This window comes from Janthinobacterium foliorum, assembly GCF_978021625.1.
On sequence record NZ_CDXDQE010000001.1, the window covers coordinates 495873 to 521362 of the forward strand.

Consider the following 25490-nt stretch of genomic DNA (forward strand, 5'->3'; position numbering starts at 1 on the left):
GAGCCGCGCCATGGACATCAGTTATTACGTCTTCGGGGCTCTCGTCTTCCTCGCGGTGGTGCTGCTTGTCACGGGCCTGTACCAGAGCTGGAACAATGTGCGGGGGCCGGAATCGGAACGGGTGGCGCGGCGCCTGCGCGTGATGTCGGCCGGCGCCCACGCGGGCGAGCAGAATACGTCGATGATCAAGCAGCGCCTGCTCAGCGATACGCCGGCGCTGCAGAAGCTGCTGCTGGAAGTGCCGCGCGTGCATGCGCTGGACCGCCTGCTGGAACAGTCGGGCCTGACCTGGAGCGTGGCGCAGTGGGGCATGCTGGTGCTGCTGGCCTTCCTCGTCGGCCTGGTGGGCGCCAGCCTGTTCGACCTGCCCTGGCTGCTGCGCCTGCCGGTGGCGGCAGCCTTCGCGCTGCTGCCCCTGTACTACATCGAGCGCGCCAAGGCGCGCCGCCTGCAGCGCATCGGCCAGCAATTGCCGGACGCGCTGGAACTGATGAGCCGCGCCCTGCGCGCCGGCCATGCCTTTCCCACGGCCCTGAAAATGGTCGGCGACGAAATGAACGCGCCGCTGGCAGACGAATTTCGCATCGCCTTCGACGAAGTCAATTTCGGCATCGCCATGCCGGACGCGCTGATGAACCTGGCCACGCGCGTGCCCAGCACGGACGTGCGCTATTTCGTCATTGCCGTGCTGATACAGCGCGAGACGGGCGGCAACCTGTCCGAGCTGCTCGACAGCATCAGCCACATCATCCGCGAACGCATCAAGCTGCTGGGCCAGGTACGCGTGCTGTCGGCCGAGGCGCGCCTGTCGGCATGGATCCTGGCACTGCTGCCGTTTGGCGCGGCCGCCATGATCCAGCTGACCAATCCCACTTTCCTGGAATTGCTGTACCGCGATCCCGGCGGCCAGAAGATGCTGGGCGGCGCCCTGCTGCTGATGCTGATCGGCATCTGCGTGATGCGCAAGGTGATTCATATCCGCGTCTGATTTTTTGAGGGGAACACATCATGACTACCTTGCAAATGGCATTTCTCGGCCTGCTGTTTGTCGCCGTCTTTGCCGGCGCCATGTGCCTGCTGCTCGTCGCCTTGCCCGATCCGCTGCGCCATCGCCTCGACAGCGTGGGCGCGGCCGCACCCGGTGGCGCGCGCCAGTGGCTGACGCACTTCGTCAAGCTGAGCGGACCGCTGGCGCGCCTGTCGCTGCCCGAGGAAGGCTGGGAAACCTCGAAAACCCGTTTGCGCTTCATGCACGCCGGCTTGCGCCACCCTTCCGCGCCACTGCTGTATTTCGGCGCCAAGACGGCCCTCGCCGTGGGCTTGCCCGTACTGGTGTTCCTGGGCCTGAGCGTGGCCGGCGTGCATTACAACGGCACGCTGTGGCTGCTGTGGCTGCTGCTGGCCGCCGGCATCGGTTACTATTTGCCGAACGCCTGGCTGAACCGCCGCATCCGCTTGCGCCAGCGCGAAATCTTTGAAAGCTTTCCCGACGCGCTGGACCTGATGACGGTGTGCGTGGAAGCGGGCCTGGCCATGGATGCGGCGCTGGCGCGCGTGGCTGCCGAGATCACCCTGAAAAGCGCCGTGCTGGCCGAGGAACTGCACTTGCTGACCCTGGAGCTGCGCGCCGGCAATTCAAAGGAACGGGCCTTGCGCAACCTGGCCCTGCGCACGGGCGTGGAAGATGTCGACGCCCTGGTCGCCATGCTGATCCAGGCCGAGCGCTTCGGCACCAGCATCGCCGCATCCTTGCGCGTGCAGTCGGACCAGCTGCGCACCAAGCGGCGCCAGCTGGCGGAAGAACAGGCGGCGAAGATTGCCCTGAAGCTGCTGTTCCCCCTGATCTTCTTCATCTTCCCATCGCTGCTGGTGGTGCTCATGGGCCCCGCCTTCCTGCAAATCTACCGCGTGCTGCTGCCGGGGATGGCTGGCGGCAACTAAGTAAGGGAGGAAATAAGGGAGAAATAAGGGAGGGTCAGGTCTGCCATTCAGACACGCTCTCAGCTGTGCAATAGGTCGCCCATGCACGACATCTGAGCAAACGCAGCATTCTCGGGTGCTGATGGATTATCGTTGTCCGCATGACGCGACCTCTCCGCCTCGAATTTGCCGGCGCCCTCTATAGGAGGGGAGGGTCAGGTCTGCCATTCAGACACGCTCTCAGCTGTGCAATAGGCCGCCCATGCACGACATCTGAGCAAACGCAGCATGCTCGGGTGCTGATGGATTATCGTTGTCCGCATGACGCGACCTCTCCGCCTCGCATTTGCCGGCGCCCTCTATCACGTGACTGCACGAGGCGATCGCCGCAAGGAAATTTATCGCGACGATACCGACCGCACCGCCTGGCTGCACGTGCTCGGCATGGTCTGCCAGCGGCACCGCTTTGTCGTGCATGGTTTTTGCCAGATGACCAACCACTATCATCTGCTGCTGGAGACGGCCGAGGCGAATCTTTCGCAAGGCATGCGCCAGCTCAACGGCATTTACAGCCAACGCTTCAACCGCCGGCACTGCCTGGTCGGACACCTTTTCCAGGGGCGATACAAGGCGATTTTAGTGCAGAAGGAGAACTATCTGCTGGCGCTGATCCGCTATATCGTCCTCAATCCCATCCGCGCGCGCATGGTGTCCTCGCCTGCTGCCTGGCACTGGAGCAGCCATCATTACTACATCGGCGAGGCCGCGCCTCCTTGCTGGCTAGAAACGGACTGGCTCCTGCGGCAGTTCGGCGCCAAGCGCAATGACGCCGTGGCTGCATATTGTCGTTTCGTGCTTGCCGGCATAGGCGCGCCAAGCCCGCTTGCCCATATCCGCCATCAAGTTCTGCTGGGCAGTGAAGAGTTCGTTGCAGCACAGCAGCAGTCACAACGCTCAAGCGAACTCAGGGAAACGGTGATGGCCGAGCGACGAGCGGTGGCGCTGCCGCTGGCAACATATCGCAGCACCTATGCGAACAGGGACGAGGCCATGGCACGCGCCTATCTCTCAACAGCCTATACCATGCCGCAAATAGCCGTCGCTTTTGGCGTGTCGACCAGAACGGTCAGCCGGGCGCTGTGCGCGTTTGAGAACAGCATTAGCTAGGGATGAGTTCGTGTCTGAATGGCAGACCTGACCCTACATACTCTGGGCAGTGAAGAGTTCCTTGCAGCGCAGCAGCAGTCACAACGCTCAAGCGAACTCAGGGAAACGGTGATGGCCGAGCGACGAGCGGTGGCGCTGCCGCTGGCAACATATCGCAGCACCTATGCGAACAGGGACGAGGCCATGGCACGCGCCTATCTCTCAACAGCCTATACCATGCCGCAAATAGCCGTCGCTTTTGGCGTGTCGACCAGAACGGTCAGCCGGGCGCTGTGCGCGTTTGAGAACAGCATTAACTAGGGATGAGTTCGTGTCTGAATGGCAGACCTGACCCTACATACTGATACGCAAAATCGCCGACGCCAGTTTCTCGAAGCACGGTTTCAATTCATCGGAATTGGCGGCGTGACAGTAGATGCCGACGGGCTGGCCGGCGCCGGCCTTCACGCAGCGCGACAGCGCATCCGGGGTGTTGGCCATGCACTTGAGGATATCCTCGCCCTTGTCGCTGGGCGCGGGGCCGTTCGCGTTCGTCAGCTCGCTGCCCAGTCCCAGGGTGAACACATACATGCCTTCGGCGCGGGCCTTGGCGGCCACCGCTTCGAGCAGGTTGCGCGAAGCGCGGTTGACATTGATCCAGGTGGCCGAATTGCTGCTGGTATCGTTGGTGACGGAGCGCGGCGTGGCCGTGATGATGGGGAATTCCTGCAAGGCCGGCAAGTTCGTCGGATTGTGCGCGTTATACCACTGCGGCAAGGCGGCCGCATCGAGGTTCTTGACGATGTTCGACCCCTGGTTGCACTTGCCGGCGGCCGTCGTGCCCTGCTTGTCGATCAGCCACAGTCCCGCAGGCGTGCCCGTGCTCGTGCCGTCGCCCGTCACCAGCGAGCCGGGGGTGGTGCAGTCGGCCGGCGTCTTGAACTTGAAGACGGAGGAAATGGTATTCGGCGAGCCGTCGGAAAAGAAGACGATGACGCGCAGGCTGGAACGGTTGGCCAGGGCGATGCTGTTGAGCTGGTCGCGCCCGTTCCACATGCCTTCGGCCGAATTCGTCAAGCCGTCGAACGAGTATTTGCCGATGATCTTGTTCATCCCAGCCTGGTCGAAACCGCGCGCTACCGTATTGATCGGCGTATCGACCTGGGCGCCATAGGAAAAATGGATCAGGGCCATGCGGTCCAGCGCGGGATTGAACTTGTTGAGAAACAGCTGGGCGCTGCTGATCACGGTGGAACCGACGGGTGCCAGCGAGCCTGACGTATCCATCACGAAAGCCAGGTCCAGGTCCTTGCGGATGGTTTGCGCCGCCGCGCTGACCGTCAGCAAATTGAAACCCAGCACGCGCATCAAAGTCACGGGTACCGCCGCCGTGGCCGCCGCGTCGACCGTCACCTTGCCGGCGTCAAACGTCACCGTGGGATTGTTGAAGGTGGGGGTGGCCCCCAGGTAACCGTTCGGGAAATTCACGGCAAAAAATTTCTGCGCCGCCGCCTGGGCGCTGGCCCGCTGCGCCGCCTCGCCCACGCCCTGCGTGACGGCGCGCGCGGCGGCGATGCTGGCCGCGTCGACTGCCGCGTTCAGCTTGGAGCGCACGATGAAGCCGAGGCCGGAATCGATGGCCAGGCCCACCGCGCCGATCAGCACCACCATCGACAGGCCGATGACGATCAGCACCTGCCCTTTTTGCCTGCCTGTTTGCCGGCGTTTGCTTTGCATGATGTTCTCCCCCGCGCGGGCACGCTGGCCTGCGCCATTGATGACTCGGTGTTTAAAAGATGGTCTTGGCGTACAGGTCGCCGCTGAGCTGAGGCGTTTGCGCGCCAAAGCCCAGGCTCATGCCGGCAAACAGGATGTTGGCGTGATACAGGCTCTCGACGACATAAATGACCTCGCCATTGGCCAGCTGGTTGCTCATGGCGTCGTTGATGGGCGATCCCGCGCTGGGAATGCTGGTGCACTTGCCCGTGCCATCGCTGGCCCAGCTGCCGCAGCTCCACACCTTGCTGGCCTGCTGCAAACCCTTGGTCCAACGGTAATGCTCGAGGATGACGTTTTGCTTGCCCGGGCCATTGCCCATGATCTTGCTGATATAAATGCTGCCATTGGCGGCCATGTCCAGCGGCGGGGTCGTCATCGCCAGCGCCGTCATGATGGTTTGCGGGTCTTGCGAGGAACGTGACGCCAGGTTGGCGCCTTCGCGGCTCAGGTTGGTGAGGATCATGTCGCCTTGCACGATGCGCGCCAGGTCGAATACAGGCACGGCCATCATCAGCAGGAAAGGCAGGACCAGGGCAAATTCCACGGCAGCGACGCCCTGCTGGCGGCGTGCGCGTTTGGAGAGGGTCGGTGGAGTCATCAGAAGGCCTCGTTACGCATGGTGGCGGCGACGCTGAAGGCATACTGGCCCGGCGCACTGGTGGAAGTTTTGGGATTAAGCAAGGCCATCAGCCGCCATGCGGGCGTGATGACGGGCCAGGTGCAATTGACCTGCAGCACGACGATGTCGCCGGCCGCGCCGAACATATTGTTGTTGTATGCGGAAGGCGCTTGCGAGACGCCGTTAACCACCACCACGGGACTGACCATGGCATACAGGCCCAGGGAACTGTCATTGATCTTTTGCAGCACCGCCTCATAGCGCTGCTTGTTGGCGCTGGCGGGATCGAGATTGTTCTGTCCCGTGATGGAATAGCGGGCCCCCTCGCGCACGGCGTATTGCATCGTCAGGTTGACCCAGAACATCACCCCCAGCTCCATGATCATGGCGATGAGGAAAAAAAGGATGGGGGCGATCAAGGCAAATTCCACCAGCGCCGCGCCGCGCGGCGGATTTTTCAGACGCAACTTTCCCCTACAGCTGTTTCTAGTCTGCATGATTTACTCGCTTGGACAGATTGCTCTCGGTCTCGCGCCGAGCTTGCATTTACAACAAACAAATTGTTCTTTGTATAATTTAATTTAGGTAATGCAGAGCCGGATGTCAAGGTCAGAATGCAGCTGAAAGAGAGGCGCCCGAATGTGAGCGGAGGAAATGAAATTAGCGCGGCAGCAAGTTGCGGTCGGCGGGGTCGAGCAGGAAGCGTTGCAGGATCTCCTGCAGCTGCGGCAGCTTCGCCACGTAGGCAGGAATGCCCAGCTGGCGCGCGCCGAAGTAGTGGGCGATGATGTCGCCCTGCTGCTCCATGTTGAAGTCGGACAGGACGCCGCCGGCCTGCGCATCGTAGCGGTAGGCGCGTTGTTTGATGTAGCCGCCGCGCAAGGCCAGCAGCGCGCCATGCAGCAGCACGCCGTAGCCGAGCTGGTATTGCCACACGTGCACCATCTCATGGATGAAGAACAGCTTGCCGCCATTGCCTTCGCGGGAAAAATCGTCGCGGTACTGGGCCGGCATGAAGTGCAGATTGCCGCGCGGCGTCATCGCCGTGTTCTGGTCCTGCAAGCCAAACGGCAGAAAGGAGCCGCGCACCACGCGCACGCGCGCGTAGTCGATGGCGTCGCGAAAGACGCTGCGGGCCATGGCGGTTTCGCCGATGGTCAGGGGGCGGCGCAAGATGCGCATGGCACTCCGTCGGAAGAAAGAAACGGCAAGCATGAAAGCTTGCCGAATACTATAACTGCAAGTACCTGACAGAAGCGTGGCGAGCGGCAGCGAGGCTCGGCGCCCCCTTGTGCCCAAGAAGCACAATTATGCGAAGGCACGGTGAGCATCGCAGGCCGCAAAGCGCGACGCGCAGCAGCTTAGGTCAGGTACGCTTACGCCGAGCGCAGGCCGCTGGCGGCCTTGGCGATTTCCGTGATGCGGTCCCAGTTGCCGGCCGCGATCGCGTCTTTCGGCGTCAGCCACGAGCCGCCCACGCAGGCGACGTTCTTCAGCGCCAGGAACTGCGACGCCGTCTCTTGCGAGATGCCGCCCGTCGGGCAGAACGTCACGTCCGGCAGCGGGCCGTAGATGGCGTTGAGCATGCCGATGCCGCCCGCCGGCACGGCCGGGAACAGTTTCAGCTGCTGGAAGCCGTTTTCACGCGCCGCCATCACTTCGCCCGGCGTCATCACGCCCGGCAGCAACGGCAGGCCGCTGCTTTTCGCCGCCGCCACCAGGGCCGACGTCAGGCCTGGCGAGACGCCGAACACGGCGCCCGCATCGCGCGCCTGGGCAAATTCCTCGGGACGCGTCAGCGTGCCCACGCCAACGATGGCGCCCGGCACTGCCGACATGGCGCGGATCGCTTCCAGGCCGTGTTTCGTGCGCAAGGTTACTTCCAGCACGCGGATGCCGCCCGCCACCAGCGCGCGCGCCAGCGGCACGGCATGATCAGGGTCGTCGATCGCGATCACGGGGATCACGCTCGAGGTGCGCATAATTTCCAGTAGTGTCATGGTCATCTCTTATTTCCTAGCCAAAAAGTCTTCATCGGAACCGGGCACAGTATCGCCGACATTGTCGGCATCGTGCAAGGCGACGGTGGTGGGAATCGGCGACGGCAGGCCGAAGGTGGTGGCACCCTCTTCCGCCGCGCTGACGGTGGAACGGAACATGGAAAACAGCTCGCGGCCCATGCCGATGTGGTTAGGCGACAAATCGGCCTGCACCAGCGAACGGGCGTGCCAGACGTCGGCCGGCACCAGCGCCTCCAGCACGCCGCTGAAGGCGTCGAGACGGATGATGTCGCCGTCGCGCACCAGGCCCAGCGGGCCGCCGGCGAGGATTTCAGGCGATACGTGGATGGCCGCCGGCACCTTGCCCGACGCGCCCGACATGCGGCCGTCCGTGACCAGCGCCACGTGGCGGCCCGCGTCCTGCAGGTTGGCCAGCGCCGGCGTCAGCGCATGCAGTTCCGGCATGCCGTTGGCGCGCGGACCCTGGAAGCGCAGCACGGCAACGAAGTCGCGGTCCAGCGATCCCGCCTTGTAGGCGGCCATGAAATCTTCCTGCGAATTGAAGACCAGCGCCGGCGCTTCCACCGTGCGGTGTTGCGGCTTGACGGCCGACACTTTCATCACGGCGCGGCCCAGGTTGCCCGCCACCAGCACCATGCCGCCATCCGGCGCGAACGGATTCGAGGCGGGACGCAAGACGTTGTCGTCGGCGCTGGCGAGTGGCGCATCTTTCCAGAAGACCTTGCCGTCTTCGCCGAGGAACGGTTCCAGGCAGTGCGCGCGCAAGCCGTGGCCGAGGATGGTGTTGACGTCCTCGTGCAGCAGGCCCGCGTCCAGCAATTCGCGGATCAGGTAGCCCGTGCCGCCGGCCGCGTGGAAATGGTTCACGTCGGCGTCGCCGTTCGGGTAGATGCGCGTGAGCATCGGCACGATGGCCGACAGTTCGTTGAAATCGTTCCAGTCGATGACGATGCCGGCCGCCTTGGCGATCGCCACCAGGTGCAAGGTGTGGTTGGTGGAGCCGCCCGTGGCCAGCAAGCCGACGACGGCGTTGACGATACATTTCTCGTCGACGATATGGCCGACTGGCAAATAGCTGGCGCTTTGCGCCGTGATGGCGGCGGCGCGCTGGGCGGCGGCCTTGGTGAGCGCATCGCGCAGCGGCGTGTTCGGCGTGATGAAGGCGGCGCCCGGCAGGTGCAGGCCCATCACTTCCATCAGCATCTGGTTGCTGTTGGCGGTACCGTAGAAAGTACAGGTGCCGGCGCCGTGGTAGGCTTTCGATTCGCCTTCGAGCAAGTCTTCGCGCGTGGCCTTGCCTTGCGCGTACAACTGGCGCACCTTGGCTTTTTCCTGGTTCGACAGGCCCGATGTCATCGGACCGGCCGGCACGAACACGGCGGGCAAGTGACCGAAGTGCAGCGCGCCGATCAAGAGGCCCGGCACGATCTTGTCGCACACGCCCAGGTACAGGGCGGCGTCGAACATATTGTGCGACAGCGCCACGGCCGTCGACATGGCGATGGTGTCGCGCGAGAACAGCGACAGTTCCATGCCCGGCTGGCCTTGCGTCACGCCATCACACATGGCCGGCACGCCGCCGGCGAACTGGGCCACGGCGCCCACTTCGCGCACGGCTTGCTTGATGATCTGCGGAAAGCCTTCGAACGGCTGGTGCGCCGACAGCATGTCGTTGTACGAGGACACGATGGCCACGGATGGCTTCTTGTATTCTTTCAGCGACAGCTTGTCGTTGGCGGGGAAAGCGGCAAAGCCGTGCGCCAGGTTGGTACACGACAGGGCGCCGCGCTGCACGCCCTGGATGCGGGCCGCATCCAGATGCGCCAGATAGGCGCCGCGCGATGGCCGGCTGCGCGCGATGATGCGCGCTGTTACGGATTCGACTACTGGATGCAGCGCCATATGAATTTCCTTAAAAATGAGTATTTCGTGAAATTTTACTACAAAATGGCGGAGAAGAAGCACTCTTGCAGGGCCCGACAACACAAATAAGCCACGGATTGCGGCTTCTCAAAGCAAACCCCGGCAATATCGCGTATCAGCACCCGCCAGGCCACCTCTTATATACCACCGACGAAATTGCTAAAAAAAGCACAACAAAAGCGGTCTCACATCACAAACTGTAGTGAAATTACGTTTTTCTGATGTATTATTCTCGTATCAACGCCGGAACCGCTGTTCGCCACGCCGAACGCGCCGCGCTCCTTTCAACCGAGACAAGCACCCAAGCCGACCGCCATGCGCCAGCCAGCATCTACTCCTGCCATCACCGCCACCGCCAGTTTCCAGTCCCTGCAAGCGCACAGCGCCAGCCTGCGCGAAGTCCATCTGCGCCAGTTGTTCGCAGCCGACCCTGCCCGCTTTACCAGCATGACGGTGGACGCGGCCGGCCTGCTGCTCGATTACTCGAAGAACCGGATCGACGCCACCGCCCTGGCGCTGCTGATGGACCTGGCCCGAGAACGCGGCGTGGAAGCGCAGCGCGAAGCCATGTTCACTGGCGAGAAAATCAATCTTACCGAACATCGCGCCGTTCTGCATACGGCCTTGCGCGCGCCGCGCGGCACGCCGCTGGTGGTCGATGGCCAGGATATCGATGCCGATGTGCAAGATGTGCTGCAGCGCGTGAAAGCCTTCACGGATAAGGTGCGCAATGGCAGCTGGCTCGGCTATACGGGCAAACCGATCTGCGACATCGTCAACATCGGCATCGGCGGCTCGGACCTGGGCCCGAAAATGGCTTGCCTGGCCCTGCGCTCCTACGCCAACCCGGGCCTGGAAATGCACTTCGTGTCCAACGTTGACGGCCATGACATGGAAGCAACCTTGTCGAAAGTCGACCCGGAAACCACCCTGTTCATCGTCGCGTCCAAAACCTTTGTGACCGCGGAAACCATGCTCAACGCCAACACGGCACGCGCCTGGTTCCTGCTCGAAGGCGAAGAAAAAGACCTGGCGCAACACTTCGTGGCCGTCTCGACGAATACGCAGGCGATCGTCGACTTCGGCATTTCCCCGGACAACATGTTCCCGTTCTGGGACTGGGTCGGCGGCCGTTACTCCGTCTGGTCCTCGATCGGCCTGGCCGTGGCCCTGTCCGTGGGCTTCGAATACTTCAGCGATTTCCTCGCCGGCGCGCATGCGATGGACCAGCACTTCCGCCAGGCCCCGCTGGAACAGAACATGCCCGTGGTGCTGGCCATGGTGGGTTTCTGGAACCGCCAGTTCCTCGACTGCGGCTCCGTCTCCATCGCCCCGTATCACCAGGACCTGAGCCGCTTTGCCGCCTATTTGCAACAGCTGGACATGGAGAGCAACGGCAAGGGCGTCACCAAGGATGGCGTGCCCGTCGACGTGCCGACCGGCCCCGTCATCTGGGGCGACTGCGGCACGAATGCGCAGCATGCATATTTCCAGCTGCTGCACCAGGGCACCGACATCACGCCCATCGACTTCATTGCCGCCCTGCGCGCCACGCACGACTTGCCGGGCCACCACGACGCCCTGCTGGCCAACTGCTTTGCCCAGTCGGAAGCGTTCATGACGGGCAAGACGGGCGAGGAAGTGCGTCTTGATTTGCAGGCGCAAGGCTTGCCGGACAGCGAGATCGAGGCCCTGGTGCCGCACAAGACTTTCCCCGGCAACCGCCCCAGCAACACCATCCTGATGGACCAGCTGACCCCGACCACCCTGGGCGCCCTGATCGCGCTGTACGAACACAAGACCTTCGTGCAGGGCGTCTTGTGGAACGTCAATAGTTTCGACCAGTGGGGCGTGGAGCTGGGCAAGGTGCTGGCGAAGAAAATCCAGGCCGAACTGACGGGCGAAGCCCGTCCCGACCACCACGACAGCTCGACCAACGGCTTGATCGCGCTGGCGCGCGCAGCCAAGGCGGCGTACTAAGGAGATAGATGAATATTTACGAAATCAAGGTAGTCAGCGACAAGGCCATGCAAGTGGGCGAATGCCCGCTGTGGCATGGCAAGGAAGCGGCCCTGTACTGGGTCGATATCGATGGCCGCGCCGTGCACAAGCTGCACCCGGCCAGCGGCAAGCACGAGCAATGGAACATGCCGACGGAACCGTCGGCCCTGGCCATCAACGCGGGCGGCGGGCTGATCGTGGCCTTGCGCAGCGGCTTTGCCCACCTCGACACGAAGACAGGCAGCCTGGCGGAAATTGCCCCGGCGCCATTCGACATGGCCACCACGCGCTTCAACGATGGCAAGGTCGATCCGGCCGGCCGCTTCTGGGTCGGCACCATCTTCGAGCCGCGCAGCGCTGACGCGGCGGAAATGTTCGTGCTGGAAAAGGGGCAAGTGCGCAAGGTGTGGTCGGGCGGCATGACGGTCTCGAACGGCCTGGGCTTTTCCCCGGACAAGCGCACCATGTACCACTCGGACACCACCACGCACCGCATCGACCGCTTCGATTTCGATGCGGCCACGGGGGCTATTTCTGAACCGCAACCGTTCCAGCGTTTTTCCATGGACAAGAAGGCGTTGGATTACGGCGGACGCCCCGATGGCGCGGCCGTCGACAGCGAAGGCAATTACTGGGCAGCCATGTTTGAAGGCGGCAAGATCCTGCGCTTCGCCCCGGACGGCCATCTGCTGGGCGAAATCGCCGTGCCCGTGCGCTGCCCCACCATGGTCACCTTTGGCGGCCCGGACCTGCGCACCCTGTACATCACCAGCGCCAGCCACAACAGGTCAAACGCGGAAATTGCCGCCTACCCTTTGAGCGGCCACGTGCTGTCCGTGCGCGTGGACGTGGCCGGCCAGCCGGAAACGCCGTACCAGGCGTAATCGTTGCAAGCATAAAAAAGCGCCGCAACCCGCGAGGGTCCGGCGCTTTTTTTACGCTCACGTAGGTCGGATTGGCGGGGCAAGGCCCCGCGTAATCCGACAACAGTGTGGGCCATGGTGGCGTCGGATTACGCGGCGTACGCCGCTAATCCGACCTACGGTTGCTTCAGCTTACCGCGCCAGCACCTTGCGTATCGTTTCCGCCAGTTCCGCCGCCACGAACTTGGCCACATAGCCATCGGCGCCCACGCCCTTGACGTGGTCTTCGTTGGTCGAGCCCGTCAGGGACGAGTGGATCACCACGGGAATCGTGGCGAAGCGGCCATCGTTCTTGATGTTGCGCGTCAGGGTAAAGCCATCCATTTCCGGCATTTCCAGGTCCGTCAGCACGAGCGCCACCTTGTCCTTGGCCGTCTTGCCTTCGGCCGCGGCCTGGCTGGAAATGGCTTGCAGGCGCTCCCACGCTTCCTTGCCCGTCTTGGTCATGATGAAGGGCACGCCCATCGCTTCCAGGCCCTTTTCGATCAGCGAACGGGCCAGCGAGGAATCGTCCGCCGCCAGGATCACGGCGCCGGCCGGCAGGCGTACCTGCGGGCCGATGCTGTTCTCGTCCACGTCCGGGTCACCCGACGGCAGCACGTTGCGCAGGATCTGCTCTACGTCCAGCACTTGCGCCAGGCGCGTCTTGTCCGTGTCGCCATCGAGGCGCGCGATGCTGGTAACGAGACCGCCACCGACGCTCGATTCGGCCGACAGCACCTGGTTCCATTCCAGGCGCACGATTTCATCGACCTCTTCCACGGCAAACGCCTGCGTCGAGCGGGCAAATTCCGTCACCATCAGGATCTTCAAGCCATTGCTCTTGCAGCCGACCGCCATCGGCAAGTCGATCACGGGCACGATCTGGCCGCGGATATTGACCACGCCCAGCATGTGCGGGTGCGAACCGGCTACTGCCGTAATCGCCGGCATTTCCATGATCTCCCGTACTTTGAACACATTGATGCCGAATAGTTCGCGGCTGGTCGAATGATCGCTGGTGCCCAGCTTGAACAGGAACAGTTCAAATTTGTTATTGCCTGTCAGGCTGGTGCGTTCATCGACATCTTGCTGCATTGAATTCATTGTGTCCCCTTGAGCCGTCTTGTAAAGTTAAGTCTGCCTAGCCGCGATGCGGGCCAGGCTGACTGCATGCCGCATGGGCGTCGGGAGGCGGGTTCGGGGCATGGCCGGCGCTAACGGTGCAGTAGTGTGATCGTGCGAGTTCATACAACCAATAGTTGCTATTGATTCGAGTCTGAATTATACGGTTTTTTACTTTCCGCAAAGCTACTTTACGCCGCCAAAGGCCATCCTGGCTGCATTTCTTGACTTGCTTGTTGCTACAGCGCAAATCGTCCCGCAATGCAGGGGAATTTTCCCCAGCAACCATGGTTGCTTTGCAAAGCCGCGCCACAATCATGGCCGCGCCCCGGCAGCGGCGATGGGCATATAATGGCGGCACAGGATCGCCGCACAGGCAGGCATGGCAAAAGCCCCACGCAAGCGGCACGAATGTAGTAAAATTTCTTGCAATTGCCACTTCTACGTAGTAAATTTACACCACGATTTCAAGTAGCGACAGACTGGCACTTCCGGTCGGCCTCCTCCCCGCTCCGGCTCTTTTACTTTTGCGACGACACTCACACTTATGGCTCTTACCGATTTTGACCTGGTCCTGTTTGGCGGCAGCGGCGATTTAGCAATGCGCAAATTGCTGCCTGCCATGTATGCGCGCGACGTCGCGAACGACCTGCCGCCGACGGCGCGCATCATCTGCGTCGGCCGCCAGGACAGCGGCCAGGAAGCGTTCCTGAAAATGGTGGAAAGCAATGCCCGCCCGCACATCAAGGCCAGCACCCTGAACGCGGCCACGTGGAGCCGCTTTTGCGCGCGCATCGTGTATGTGTCGCTCAATGCCAGCGATGCCAAGACCTACGCTCCGCTGGTCGAAGCGCTGCGCGACGGCGCCGACCTGACGCGCGTGTACTACCTGGCAACGCCGCCGCACCTGTTTGCGCTGATCTGCGACAACCTGGAAGAAAATGGCCTGGTCACGCCGAACTCGCGCGTGGTACTGGAAAAACCGCTGGGCCGCGACCTGGCCAGCGCCAAGCAGATCAATGCCGAGGTGGGCAAGGTATTCCAGGAATCGCAGATCTACCGCATCGACCACTACCTGGGCAAGGAAACCGTGCAGAACTTGCTGGCCCTGCGCTTCGGCAACGTGCTGTTCGAACCGCTGTGGCGCCGCGAATGGATTTCCGACGTGCAAATCACCATCGCCGAGAAACTGGGCGTGGGCAACCGCATGGGCTACTACGACACCTCGGGCGCGCTGCGCGACATGCTGCAAAACCATTTGCTGCAACTGCTGTGCATCGTCGCCATGGAACCGCCGACCTCGATCGCGCCCGATGCCGTGCGCGATGAAAAGCTGCAAGTGCTGCGTTCGCTGAAAAAATTCACGCCCACCACCCTGGCGCAAAACATCGTGCGCGGCCAGTACCGCGCCGGCCACGTGGACGGCGTCACCGTGCCGAGCTACCGCGACGAGCCGGACGCGCCCGAACATTCGCGCACCGAGACCTTCGTTGCGCTGAAGGCGGAAATCGACACCTGGCGCTGGGCCGGCGTACCGTTCTACCTGCGCACGGGCAAGCGCATGGCCGACAGCCTGGCCGAGATCGTCGTGCGCTTCAAGCAGATCCCGCACTCGATCTTCAACCAGCCGACCTCCAGCTTCCAGCCGAACTGCCTGGTGATCCGCTTGCAGCCCGATGAAGGCCTGCGCATGAACCTGATGGCGAAAACCCCGGGCGACGGCATGCGCCTGAAGCCGGCGGAACTGGAACTCGATTTCCGCGAATCGTTCAAGACGCCGCGCATGGATGCCTACGAGCGATTGCTGCTCGACGTCCTGCGCGGCCAGCTGACCCTGTTCATGCGCGGCGACGAACTCGAAGCGGCCTGGGAATGGGTCGAGCCTATCCTCGACAACTGGGAACAGAACGACAGCGCGCCGATTCCCTACACGGCCGGCACCTGGGGCCCGGCCGCGGCCAGCGCCCTGATCGGCCGCGATGGCTTGCAGTGGCGTGAAGAAGCGCTTCCTGAAGACTAGTTTGGAAGCGCAAGGAGTCTGGCCTTGCAAGGCCAGACCGTTACGCAGGCGTGGAGCGGTGCTCCACGAAACCCCTGCTCCACCCCTGCCTGAAGACTAGTTTGGAAGCGCAAGGAGTCTGGCCTTGCAAGGCCAGACCGTTACGCAGGCGTGGAGCGGTGCTCCGCGAAACCCCTGCTCCACCCCTGCCTGAAGACTAGTTTGGCAGCGCAAGGAGCCGTGCCTTGCAAGGCGTGGCCGTTGCGCTAAGCCCCCAGGAGCATTTGGCGCTTACCCCGAACAGCGAAAATACCGGGGTCGGAGACTGAGGGTCCGCCCCCGGCAGTTTGCCGCTGGGGTGAAAAGGACGCGCACTTAACAGCGTTACCGATAGAAGATTAATCAATGCTACTTGACTCCATCCGCACCCAGCTCGATTCGCTCTCCAAGTCGGAGAAGAAGGTCGCGCTGGCCGTGCTTGACCAGCCCAACCAGACGGTCAGCCAGAACATCACGGCGCTGGCGAAGAGCGCGCAGGTGTCGGAACCGACCGTGGTGCGCTTTTGCCGCACCCTCGGCTACGACGGCTGGCATGAATTCAAGCTCAAGCTGGCGCAGGGCCTGGCCCTGGCCATGCCCGGCGCGAACGAGCAGCCGGCGCAGGACGACCTCGCGGCCGACCTGGTGAATAAAATCTGCAGCCGCTCGATCAATACCCTGCTCGACCTGCGCAACAACCTGAACCCGGAAGCCATCCAGCGCGCGCTCGATATCCTGTCGCGCGCCAGCAAGATCGAATTCTATGGCCAGGGCACGTCCGGCATCGTGGCGGCCGACGCGCAGCACAAATTCTTCCGCTCCGGCGTGCCGACGGTGGCCTACAGCGACCCGAACATCCACAGCATCGCGGCGGCCCTGCTGCGCGGCGGCGACTGCCTGGTGGCCATTTCGCAGCGCGGCAACAGCCCCGCCCTCGTGCGCTCCGTGAAACTGGCGCGCCGCGGCGGCGCCGACGTCGTCGTGCTGGCCCCGTCGGGCACGCCGCTGGCCGACCTGGCCACCGTGCTGATCCCCATTGACCTGGTCTTCAACACCGACCCCTACACGCCGATCTCGGCGCGCCTGGCCTACCTGGTGGTGATTGACGTGCTGGCCGTGGGCCTGGCCCTGCAACGGGGACCGGAATTCCGCAAAAAGATGCAGAACGCGCAAAAGGCGCTGCAGGAATTCGACATGCAGTTCGACTCCTTCATCGGCTGACTCCCATCGGCTCCAGCTTCGCTGGAGCCCCTCCCTTCATTGACTTGATTTACACCGTCTTCGCCGGCTCCGCCGCATCGGCTGATCCGCGATGGGCGATTGCCATGCCGCGCTGTTCCTGGCGCATGACAGGCAGCATGCCCGCATACTGAGCGCCCAGGGGCTTGAAGCTGTCCGATCCCATGTAAATCCGCCGAAAACGCAAATAGCCGCCGCCCATGAGCCGGCTCTCGCGCCCGGTCTTGTCCGGCTCGATCGCATCCATTTCATTTTCCGTACCCTTGACGGCCTTGTATCGCAGCAATTGCTCTTTTTCCTTCTTGCTCAAGCTATACGGATTGGGCCTGCCAGGGTCTGCATCCGGACCATTTTCCCAGTCACGGGCCCGCTCTTCCTGGGCCACGAGCAATTCCAGCGCATACCACAAATCGGGGATGTCTTTCCCCAGCGGCTTGAACCATGCGCGCGAATCGTGCACGAACTGTTCAAAAAAGTTGTTTACTTCGGCAGGCAGCGCCGGTTTGTCCCAGAATTCGGCGATAGGTTCCCATTCGGGATTACGGGGCTGCCCTCTGCTGCTGGCCGTGCGCCGGCCGGCGCGCCACTTCTCAAAGCTCGCCACCTCTTCCTCAAGCTCTTTGTCCGCCATCGTGAGATCGGTATAGTCGAATTTCCCGCTTTTATAGCTGCTTGCCAAATTCTTGACATTCGGCAAATCTCCCATCTTGCCTAGCACTTTCTTGCGCCACTGTATGTACAGCATGTGCTGGAACTCCATGACCCTGTGCAGCCGCAATGATGGTTGCGCTCCTTGCTGCGCATGGCAAAAGCCGATATACGCGTTGAAAGTGGCTATTGTGCGCGGATCGATGCGAAAGGCCCGTTGCGTCGCTTCACTGGCCTCTTCCAGCTTCAGCGGCACCCCGGCCAGGCGCGCAGCCCGGTACATCGTGGCCAAGGTAATGCGCGACATCAAGTCGCCTCCGCTTGGATCGGTGCCGCGTCCCTGTTCCTGCGGCAAATAGCCGCCACCGATGTCCGAGTGCACTCCAGGAAAGACAATTTCCTGGCAATTAGGGGGGATATTGCCCAGGTGAGCAACGGAGTCCAAGGGGAAAGACCGGCGCACTTCATGCGCCGACACCAGATGCAGGCACTTGCTTGGCCCCGGCGAGGTGGGTATTCTGAGCGACACTTCCGTGTCGGCCCAGCCGCCATGTCCGTCCACTACCACGTTCAGGATGGGGGCGGAAGCCGCCAGGCCAACCGAAGCGACGGTATCGAACAGGCCCATGAAGTCGAACGTCACCTCGATGCTGCCAATACTTAACTGGCGCGCCTTGACACCCTTGCTGGCAGTCAGTTGCGCATCCAGCTGGCATAACCAGATAAACCAGTTGGCAAACGAGCGCGCCTCGGCCGCGCCACGCGAGAAACCGAACATCGACACGAAGATATTGAGCACCTTGCCTTTATTGACGCTTTTCGCCGGCGCATCGGTGGGCACGAATGGCCGTAAATTGCTGTGCAACTGTTGCAAGGCTTGCGTAAACGCCTTCACCAGCGCCGGTGAAGGCTGTACCTTGCCGGGCAAATTGAGCCTATTGAATTCCTGCTTAAACGTCTGCTCATCCACCAGGGGCACATCGGTATAATAGCGGTGCACATTATTGAGTGCTTCCACCAATGCCCAGATGATGCGGTTTTCGCCCTTGTAGGCGAAGGCCAGGCCGCGCGCCCGGTCGCTGGTGAGAGCGCTAAATCCCTCCCCCGTATCGCCAACCTCGTCGAACCGCGTGCCCACTCCGGGAACGTAGGTGCGAAAGTAACTCTTGTGGTATTTAGTCTCCAGATCCGGCCATGCCTCACTGCCGTGCGTATCTTTCCCGCCAGGAAATGCTTGATACAAGCGCGCCACGTTGCTGTGCGAGTGAAATGGCACATCCCGCTTCATATTATTGTTGGTGCCATCGAAAAAGAAGCCGAAAAACAGATTGACGTCACATGCTGGAGGGAAACCTGGAAGTGGGCACTCTCGATCTTTAATAAACTTAAAAATCTTTGGCAACTCATCGACCTCATCAAAAAATCCATCTCTGTCAGACGGATTCTTTTTATCAACTGAATAGCTTTCGGCTAAAAAAGCAGTCATGGATTTCCTTCCAAACTTTGGATGACTTTTTTCTGAAACTCAATGGCTTCTTGAATTTCATTGACCTTTTCATCTGACAAAGAATTCCCCCTAAGCAACAACCCCCTTTCCAGCGTAAGCAAGCTGGCTTTTTCCCTCTTCAATTTCTGCCTGCGGCGTTCGTCGCCATACTCTTTCGTCGGTACCGGATACCCCTTGATTTTCCCCGGCCACTCCGGCAAGCTAGGACCGTAATGCGACACCACGGCACCCACGCTGCCATCTTCATAAACGATCAGCCAGATATCGCCTGCCTTGCCGTTCGGATACGGCGGAATGCTGACCGTCTCGCGATGCACGGTCGGGTCCGGGTAAAACTGATAGGCCACCACCACTTTCAAGTCCGCATGCCACTTTTCCGGCACGCTGAAACAGCATATGGTGCCGCCCTGATTGTAGGGACCGATCGCATCGCCACCGCCCCCGCTGTTGGTATTGCCCGGGTTTTCAACGGCGATGTAATTGACTTCGCGCGACGAGTAATTCAGCGACTGGATGCTCGCGGCCATGGCGATACTTGGCAGGCATGCGGCCAGCAAGAGGCCACGCCGCAGCCATGGCTTGAGGAAGATGGTCATGACCTTGCCGCCACCGGCAACGCCGGCACGTCGACCGAGGATTGCGCCGTCATCCATAGTGCAAACAGTGCGGCCGGCGTCTGCGCCCGCGCAGGTTCCGCAAGCCAGGACGCAAGTTGCGGCCGTGCCTCCAGACCCGGGTTATCGAGGCCAAATATGCAGACGTCGAATCGATCTGGCGCCGCCTCGATCCGTGCATGATCGGCACAAGCGAGCCAATATTCGACCAGGGCATGGGCTTGCTCGGCGGTATGCGGCGTTAACAGGCGCGGACTGGTCGCGCGCACCCGGAACAGGATACTGTCGCCTTCCGCCGCGCGCATCAGTTGCGCGCATTGCTGTTCGCTTAACGAGATGCCAGCCGCCACCGGAAACGCCCTGTCAGGCAAGCGCAAAACACCCCAGTCGCCTTTGCGCGTGACATATTGCCAATGGTGTGCCGGCCCGCAAAACTGGCCCAACTGCTGCGCCGTCAGCGTGTTGAAAAGCTGCGGCAAAATGCGGGTATCGGCGAACGACAAAGCCACCGTGTAGTCCGCGGCATCGACGATGCACCATGGCGCCAGGCGGGCCGCCAGTTGCTTCAACGGCTCCGGCGTGACAATCAGACTAAGCGCCGGATGACCATTGGTTTTTTCGAGAAGCTTTTCCCAAGTAAAACGACCTGCATCGCAAAACTCGACCAGCAGCGGCGAGATGGACAAAGTCTCGTCATTTGCGCCTGGCGTACCGGCAAACAAGGCCTCATAGCGCAGATGCTGCGCGCGCCGAAGCAATGGATAGCACGCGCCGTCAAAAACACCATCGACCAGCGCATAAATGTGCGCCTCGGGAAACTGGCGGCGAAACGCCTGCAAGCGCGCGTGCAATGCCACTTTCCAGTCAGAGGGAAACATATTCATACCCAGCTGGCCATGCTCCTCTAGCGCTTGTGTCGGGCTATTCATTCTTCCACCATAGAAAATGGCAAACCTGATGCGGCGGCGCTAAGCCTGCATCGTTTGCATATGGAACGGGCGAATCTGGGAAAGGGATAGGCAATCCGTTTCGGTCCGCTAAAACTCTTCTTGCCCGCATGCACCGTGATCTTGCCGGGACACTGGATGGTGATGTTGCCGCCCTCGATGGTGATATTCGCCCCGCCCGCCGTCGACAGGCGGATGCGTTTCGCCGCCGCCCAGTCGATGTGCGCGGTGGCGCTGACGAGATTGACTTCCTCGCGCGCCTGCACGGTGAGCACGTCGGCCTGCGCCTGCAGGTCGATGGCCTGTTTGGCGGCGACCAGCTGCAGGCCGAGGTCGTCCGCACCGGCCTTGACCACGCCGGCCAGGGCGCCGATGGCTTGCCCGCTGTGCACGCGCAGCTGGCCGCCGACGACGAATTGCGTGTCCAGTCCGCTCATCAGCGACACGGTTTCGCCGTTCGCCAGCTGGATATCCTGGCCCGCCAGCACGCCCAGGCCGGCGCGGGCGGCGATGGCGATGATGGCGTCGCTGCTGTGCGGCAGCTTGTCGTCGCCGGGACGGGTGGGCTTGGCGGCCGCATCGCTCCGGGCGGCCGCCGGCCCTTCCTGGCTGAGCATGCCAGACGCCGTCGTCAGGAAGGCCTGCAGCGGCGCCGCCTTCTCGTCGAGCACGCTGGCATGCGCCTTGGCCGGGCCCAGGTGGCTGGCATACGCGACCGTCTTGTGCGTGACGGCGGCGGCGCTGAACGTTTCGCCCAGCTTGGCTGCCTGCTTGAGCAAGGCCATGCCCGGCGCATTGTCGCCGGCTGGATCGCGCGCCTGCGCGTCATGGCTGGCGACGTAGCTGGAAATCAGCAGCCCGGCACCGGCCCGCACGGCGCCATAGTCGTCGGTGCGCAGCTCGGCGCCCGTGCCGCGCAGGCTGCCCCGGTAATTATCGGCCGCATGGATCAGATGACCAAGGTTCAGTTCGCTTGCCGCATGGCTGCTCTTGAGCTGGATGCGGCCCCGGCTGTCGGTATCGTCGAACAGCAGCTGGTTGTAGCCGGTGGCGCCAAATTCCTTGCTGCGGATGCCCCATTGCGCGGCATCGTTGCGGTGGCCGGCGCTGCCGCCGGCCGCGCCATGCCAGACCGGGCTGTTGCCGCCGGCCAGATTGCCCTGGCCCGACACGGCATGGTCGCGCGCCGGATCGAACACCGTGGGATCGCTGTCCCTGTGCGTGGCGCCGCCCGGCGTCGGCACTGCCCCGCCTTCGCCCAGGCCGTTGTACAGCGCGCCGACAATGACGGGGCGGTCGATATCGTTTTCCAGGAATTGCACCAGCACTTCCTGGCCTATCCTCGGCAAGAACTGGCTGCCCATGCCGCCGCCAGCGGCGCGCTGGGCCACGCGCACCCAGCAGGTGGCATTGTGTTCGCACTGCCAGTGGAAACGGATGCGCACCCGGCCCAGCCTGTCGCAATGGATGTCGCCGGCGCCGTTCGGCCGGTCGCTGCCGTCGCTGCCGACGACGATCGCGCTCTGGCTGCCCGGCGCCGTGGGCCGGGCATGCTGGCGCGCGTCCCCATCGCCGCTGGCGGGACGCCATGGCGTGGACGCGGCTATCGCCTCGATGCAGTTGGCGTAGCCACTCGCTTGCGCCTGCGCAATGACAGCGGCAAAGTCGGGAAAACCGTCGCCCCAGTGCGACACGGCTTCCTCCAGCAGTTCCGGCACCGGGCCAAACAATTCCGCCAGCCCGTCGCGCGCCGGCACGGGCAAATTATTGATGCCGACGCTCGCCACGCGCAGCACGACATAGGCGGGCGCGGCATCGCCTGCTTGCTGCAACGGGCCTTGTGTCAGCGTAAAACGCGTGCCGGCGCGCAAGGTGCGCACCGTCGTGCGCGCCTGCCACAGGTGGGCGCGCGCTTCGTGGCACTGCATCTGCAGCTCGGCGTAGCGCCGGGCCTGGGCGGCATTGGCATACCAGTATTGCCCTGGGCTATCGTAGCTCTCCAGCAAAGCCGCATTCTTGCCGCCCAAGTCCAGCCTGGTCGGCACGCTGGCCGCCACCGCCTTCTTGGCCTTGTAATCGTAGCTCAATACCGTGGACAAGCCGACATGCAGGCTGCGCCGCGAGCACAGCGCTTGCACCGTGTCGCCCGGCTCGCCGACCCTGGCGCCATGAAAGCGCAAGCCGCCCGCCTGCGCGCTGCTGGCGTCCTCAGGCGTGGCCGATATCTGGCTGCTGTCGGAGAACAGCACCAGGCATTGCTCGCCATCGTGCAGCTCGAAGCGCCAGGCAAGTCCCTCCTCGCTCAGCAGGCGATGCACGAAGGCAAAGTCCGATTCACGATACTGGCAGCAATAGCTGCGTTCGCCCGCACCCTGCATGAACGGGCCGGCGTCAGCGCTCCAGCGCCAGCGCGCGCGCGGCGCGTAGGCGGCAAACACCTCGTCGACGATGGCCATCACGCTCTTGTCTTGCCAGACGCGGCTGTTACGCACCTGCGTCAGCAGCCATAACCATGGCGTCATGCGCAGCCGGTAACGGGCCAGGCCGCCATTGCTGCCCAGCATGGACGCGGCGCTGATATAGCCGGAAAACTGCGTGCGCGTGCCATCGGCCAGGCTGATGTGCAGGCTGGCCGGCTGGCCCAGCAGGGACGCCAGCGCGACATGGGCGCTGCTGGACAGGGCGATAATCTCGCGCGCGCCAAGCGCCTGCAGCCGTTCGTCGGCGGCAAAGGCTTCGACCAGCAAGCCGCCATCCTGGCCACCGTCGCCAATGGACAATGCATACAGGCGCGTCGCGCCATTGAAGGCCGCTACCGCGCTAACGATATCTTGTGTCAAAGGATGCTCTTCATCTGGAAAGTGGCATCGCACATTGCCGATCAAAACACTGTGCAAAATATACAAGTCCAGGCAATTATGCGCGAGTTCTTAAAAAAGCAAGATTCAATTGAGCAAGTAGTAGCAAGGAAAGACAATAGTGGGTGCCATATGCAGTGGATTCGGTACAATACTCCGGCAAGCCCATTCACTCTTTCCCGTGCAGCCATGAACCAACTCGAACAACTGAAGCAATTTACTACCGTGGTGGCCGACACCGGCGACTTCCAATCGATCCAGGCGTACACGCCGCGCGACGCGACGACGAATCCTTCGCTGATCCTGAAAGCCGTGCAGAAGGCCGAATACAAGCCGCTGCTGGAAAAGGCCGTGCGCGACCATCCGAACGCCTCCAACGGTGAAATCATCGACCGCCTGCTGATCGCGTTTGGCGTGGAAATCCTGCAAACCATCCCTGGCCGCGTCTCCACCGAAGTCGATGCGCGCCTGTCCTTCGACGTGGCCGGCACGGTGGCCAAGGGCCGCGACCTGATCGCCCTGTATTCGAACGCGGGCATTGCGCGCGAGCGCGTGCTGATCAAGATGGCCTCCACCTGGGAAGGCATCCGCGCCGCCGAGATCCTGGAAAAGGAAGGCATCCGCTGCAACATGACGCTGCTGTTCTCGCTGGCCCAGGCGATTGCCTGCGCCGAAGCGGGCGCGCAGCTGATTTCGCCCTTCGTCGGCCGCATCTACGACTGGTACAAGAAATCGACGGGCATCGACTACGTGGGCGCGGAAGACCCGGGCGTGCAGTCCGTCAAGCGCATCTACAATTACTACCGCAAGTTCGGCTACAAGACCGAAGTGATGGGCGCGAGCTTCCGCAACACCTCGCAAATCCTGGAACTGGCCGGCTGCGACCTGCTGACCATCAGCCCCGACCTGCTGCAGCAGCTGGCCGACAGCGATGCGCCCGTGGAGCGCAAGCTGAGCGCCGAGGCGGCACCGTCCGCCAACGTCGTGCAGATGTCGCTCAACGAGGAAGCCTTCCGCTTCATGATGAACGAAGATGCAATGGCGACGGAAAAACTGGCCGAAGGCATCCGCGCCTTCTGCGTCGATTCCGGCAAGCTGAAACAGATGATCGCGGCGCTGCGTTAATTCCGGCCTGCGTAAAAAAAGCGGCGTCCGTGCAGTCCACGGCGCCGCTTTTTATTTTGGCCGTCCTCGCTGGCCTCGCGGCGACTGACCGCGGCATTGCCAGCGGCAGGCAGTCGGGGCCGGGAAGCGCAACCGTGCCGAGGCACGGCGAGCATCGCCGGCCGCACATCACGACGCGCAGCAGGTGCCGTCAGGCGTCATCAGGAACAGCGGAAGGTGGCGACGCCCTGGTAATTGGCGCCATTGGCCAGCTGCGCCTTGTAGGCTGCCAGCAGCAGATAGCGGCCGGTGCCGCCGTCGCCCAGCATCAGCTGCGCGCCCGGGCCACTCGACAGATAGCCGCCGGTGATGCTGCTGGAGGCCGCCGAAGCGATGGTGGTGGAGGCCGTTACCTTGCCCGTGCTGCCGCCGGCGCTGGCGTCGATGGTCAGCGCGACCTTGGCGCCGGTGGCGTCGAACGAGAGGCTGGCGTTGCCGGTGGACGTGCCGAAGTAGGCGCTCGACGAAACGTTGCTGCCGCCCGTGTAGCTTGGCGCCGTGAACGTGCCCGCGTCGCAGGTGAAGGTGCCGCTCGCTGGCAGTGCGGCCAGCACGTTATAGGCGACGTAATGTGCACTGGCATTGTTGCCGGTCAAGGTCGTGGCGCTAGTACTGCTGCTGAACGCGCCCTTGAACCAGCGCCCCTGGGCGAAGCTGGCGTCGCCGCTAATTTCACGCGTCACGGACGGATTGCCCGTCAGGACGATGCCGCCGATCGTGCTCAGGGCGCCGGAGCCATCCTGCACCAGCGTGCCGGCCTTGCCATTGCTCTGCAAGCCGATCGACGTAAAGACGAAACGGCTGTTGTCGCCATTGACGAAACGGGCGCTGACGCTCCCCGTGTCTTCGCCAGTGGCAGCCGGCGTGACGGGTACCACGGGCGGCGTGACGGGCGGATTCACGGCAACTGCCGGGTCAGCGGGGGAGGACGAGCCGCCACCGCCGCAGGCGACGAGGGAGCCGGCGATGAGGGTCAAAACAAAAGCGTGATTCAATTGCATACTATTCCAGTAAAAGAGACGTGACGCGTCCTTGGCAC

Annotated in this window: 21 protein-coding genes; 9 read left to right on the plus strand and 12 right to left on the minus strand. The window is 62.6% G+C overall.

The annotated features are described in order from the left end of the window. The first annotated feature begins 10 nt into the window (after window positions 1–10). From ACZ92H_RS02225 to ACZ92H_RS02240, 4 genes are all read left to right on the plus strand, one after another. The gene (locus ACZ92H_RS02225) at window positions 11–988 is read left to right on the plus strand and encodes a type II secretion system F family protein (RefSeq protein ID WP_465048175.1); all 978 of its coding nucleotides are present in this window, start codon (window positions 11–13) and stop codon (window positions 986–988) included. Between the two features lie 20 nt (window positions 989–1008). Continuing rightward, entirely contained in the window at window positions 1009–1941 is a 933-nt protein-coding gene (locus ACZ92H_RS02230) for a type II secretion system F family protein (protein WP_465048174.1), read from the plus strand. Window positions 1942–2241: 300 nt separating this feature from the next. Beyond that, window positions 2242–3087 (plus strand): transposase, encoded by an 846-nt coding sequence (locus ACZ92H_RS02235; protein WP_465048173.1) that lies wholly within the window; start codon window positions 2242–2244, stop codon window positions 3085–3087. An 18-nt stretch (window positions 3088–3105) separates the two neighbouring features. Next, complete coding sequence (locus ACZ92H_RS02240; protein ID WP_465048172.1) at window positions 3106–3387, plus strand: hypothetical protein; 282 nt, start codon at window positions 3106–3108, stop codon at window positions 3385–3387. 33 nt (window positions 3388–3420) lie between these two features. On the opposite strand, the gene ACZ92H_RS02245 is transcribed toward ACZ92H_RS02240, so the two are convergent. The 6 genes from ACZ92H_RS02245 to edd form a co-directional block, all read right to left on the minus strand. Further along, the gene (locus tag ACZ92H_RS02245; RefSeq protein WP_131371260.1) at window positions 3421–4803 is read right to left on the minus strand and encodes a vWA domain-containing protein; all 1383 of its coding nucleotides are present in this window, start codon (window positions 4801–4803) and stop codon (window positions 3421–3423) included. 52 nt (window positions 4804–4855) lie between these two features. Beyond that, complete coding sequence (locus tag ACZ92H_RS02250) at window positions 4856–5443, minus strand: TadE/TadG family type IV pilus assembly protein (protein ID WP_465048170.1); 588 nt, start codon at window positions 5441–5443, stop codon at window positions 4856–4858. Beyond that, window positions 5443–5931: a TadE/TadG family type IV pilus assembly protein gene (locus ACZ92H_RS02255; protein ID WP_465048169.1), complete on the minus strand. Its 489-nt coding sequence runs from the start codon at window positions 5929–5931 to the stop codon at window positions 5443–5445. Before ACZ92H_RS02255 ends, ACZ92H_RS02250 begins: the two co-directional genes overlap by 1 nt. Window positions 5932–6124: 193 nt before the next feature. Continuing rightward, the gene (locus ACZ92H_RS02260) at window positions 6125–6646 is read right to left on the minus strand and encodes a type IV secretion protein Rhs (RefSeq protein ID WP_131371269.1); all 522 of its coding nucleotides are present in this window, start codon (window positions 6644–6646) and stop codon (window positions 6125–6127) included. A gap of 194 nt (window positions 6647–6840) precedes the next feature. Then, window positions 6841–7470, minus strand: a complete 630-nt coding sequence (gene eda / locus ACZ92H_RS02265) for a bifunctional 4-hydroxy-2-oxoglutarate aldolase/2-dehydro-3-deoxy-phosphogluconate aldolase (RefSeq protein ID WP_290607573.1) — start codon at window positions 7468–7470, stop codon at window positions 6841–6843. Between the two features lie 3 nt (window positions 7471–7473). Continuing rightward, window positions 7474–9387 carry a phosphogluconate dehydratase gene (gene edd / locus ACZ92H_RS02270; RefSeq protein WP_465048168.1) on the minus strand — a complete coding sequence of 638 codons (1914 nt, stop codon included), beginning with the start codon at window positions 9385–9387 and terminating at the stop codon, window positions 7474–7476. Window positions 9388–9723: 336 nt separating this feature from the next. Between edd and pgi the strand changes: the two genes are divergently transcribed. After that, on the plus strand, window positions 9724–11388 hold the full coding sequence (pgi, locus tag ACZ92H_RS02275; RefSeq protein ID WP_465048167.1) for a glucose-6-phosphate isomerase: 1665 nt from the start codon (window positions 9724–9726) through the stop codon (window positions 11386–11388). 8 nt (window positions 11389–11396) lie between these two features. Beyond that, window positions 11397–12293 (plus strand): SMP-30/gluconolactonase/LRE family protein, encoded by an 897-nt coding sequence (locus ACZ92H_RS02280; RefSeq protein ID WP_465048166.1) that lies wholly within the window; start codon window positions 11397–11399, stop codon window positions 12291–12293. A gap of 171 nt (window positions 12294–12464) precedes the next feature. On the opposite strand, the gene ACZ92H_RS02285 is transcribed toward ACZ92H_RS02280, so the two are convergent. Continuing rightward, the gene (locus tag ACZ92H_RS02285; protein ID WP_131371283.1) at window positions 12465–13418 is read right to left on the minus strand and encodes a chemotaxis protein; all 954 of its coding nucleotides are present in this window, start codon (window positions 13416–13418) and stop codon (window positions 12465–12467) included. A 565-nt stretch (window positions 13419–13983) separates the two neighbouring features. Between ACZ92H_RS02285 and zwf the strand changes: the two genes are divergently transcribed. Next, window positions 13984–15456, plus strand: coding sequence for a glucose-6-phosphate dehydrogenase (gene zwf, locus ACZ92H_RS02290; RefSeq protein ID WP_131371286.1), 1473 nt, complete (start codon window positions 13984–13986; stop codon window positions 15454–15456). A 384-nt stretch (window positions 15457–15840) separates the two neighbouring features. Continuing rightward, on the plus strand, window positions 15841–16695 hold the full coding sequence (locus ACZ92H_RS02295; RefSeq protein WP_034750862.1) for an SIS domain-containing protein: 855 nt from the start codon (window positions 15841–15843) through the stop codon (window positions 16693–16695). Between the two features lie 49 nt (window positions 16696–16744). Here the strand turns inward: ACZ92H_RS02295 and ACZ92H_RS02300 are convergent, their stop codons facing one another. The 4 genes from ACZ92H_RS02300 to ACZ92H_RS02315 are packed head-to-tail and all read right to left on the minus strand — an operon-like array spanning window position 16745 to window position 23269. Beyond that, window positions 16745–18847, minus strand: a complete 2103-nt coding sequence (locus ACZ92H_RS02300) for a T6SS phospholipase effector Tle1-like catalytic domain-containing protein (RefSeq protein WP_465048165.1) — start codon at window positions 18845–18847, stop codon at window positions 16745–16747. After that, complete coding sequence (locus tag ACZ92H_RS02305; protein WP_465048164.1) at window positions 18844–19464, minus strand: DUF3304 domain-containing protein; 621 nt, start codon at window positions 19462–19464, stop codon at window positions 18844–18846. The genes ACZ92H_RS02300 and ACZ92H_RS02305 overlap by 4 nt, the downstream gene beginning before the upstream one ends. Then, complete coding sequence (locus ACZ92H_RS02310) at window positions 19461–20366, minus strand: DUF4123 domain-containing protein (RefSeq protein WP_465048163.1); 906 nt, start codon at window positions 20364–20366, stop codon at window positions 19461–19463. The genes ACZ92H_RS02305 and ACZ92H_RS02310 overlap by 4 nt, the downstream gene beginning before the upstream one ends. A 41-nt stretch (window positions 20367–20407) precedes the next feature. After that, window positions 20408–23269, minus strand: coding sequence for a type VI secretion system Vgr family protein (locus tag ACZ92H_RS02315; protein WP_465048162.1), 2862 nt, complete (start codon window positions 23267–23269; stop codon window positions 20408–20410). 207 nt (window positions 23270–23476) lie between these two features. Here ACZ92H_RS02315 and tal point away from each other — a divergent pair, with 207 nt between their 5' ends. After that, window positions 23477–24412 carry a transaldolase gene (gene tal / locus ACZ92H_RS02320; RefSeq protein WP_131371298.1) on the plus strand — a complete coding sequence of 312 codons (936 nt, stop codon included), beginning with the start codon at window positions 23477–23479 and terminating at the stop codon, window positions 24410–24412. Window positions 24413–24612: 200 nt separating this feature from the next. Here the strand turns inward: tal and ACZ92H_RS02325 are convergent, their stop codons facing one another. Next, complete coding sequence (locus ACZ92H_RS02325) at window positions 24613–25452, minus strand: hypothetical protein (RefSeq protein ID WP_465048161.1); 840 nt, start codon at window positions 25450–25452, stop codon at window positions 24613–24615. Window positions 25453–25490: the final 38 nt, after the last annotated feature.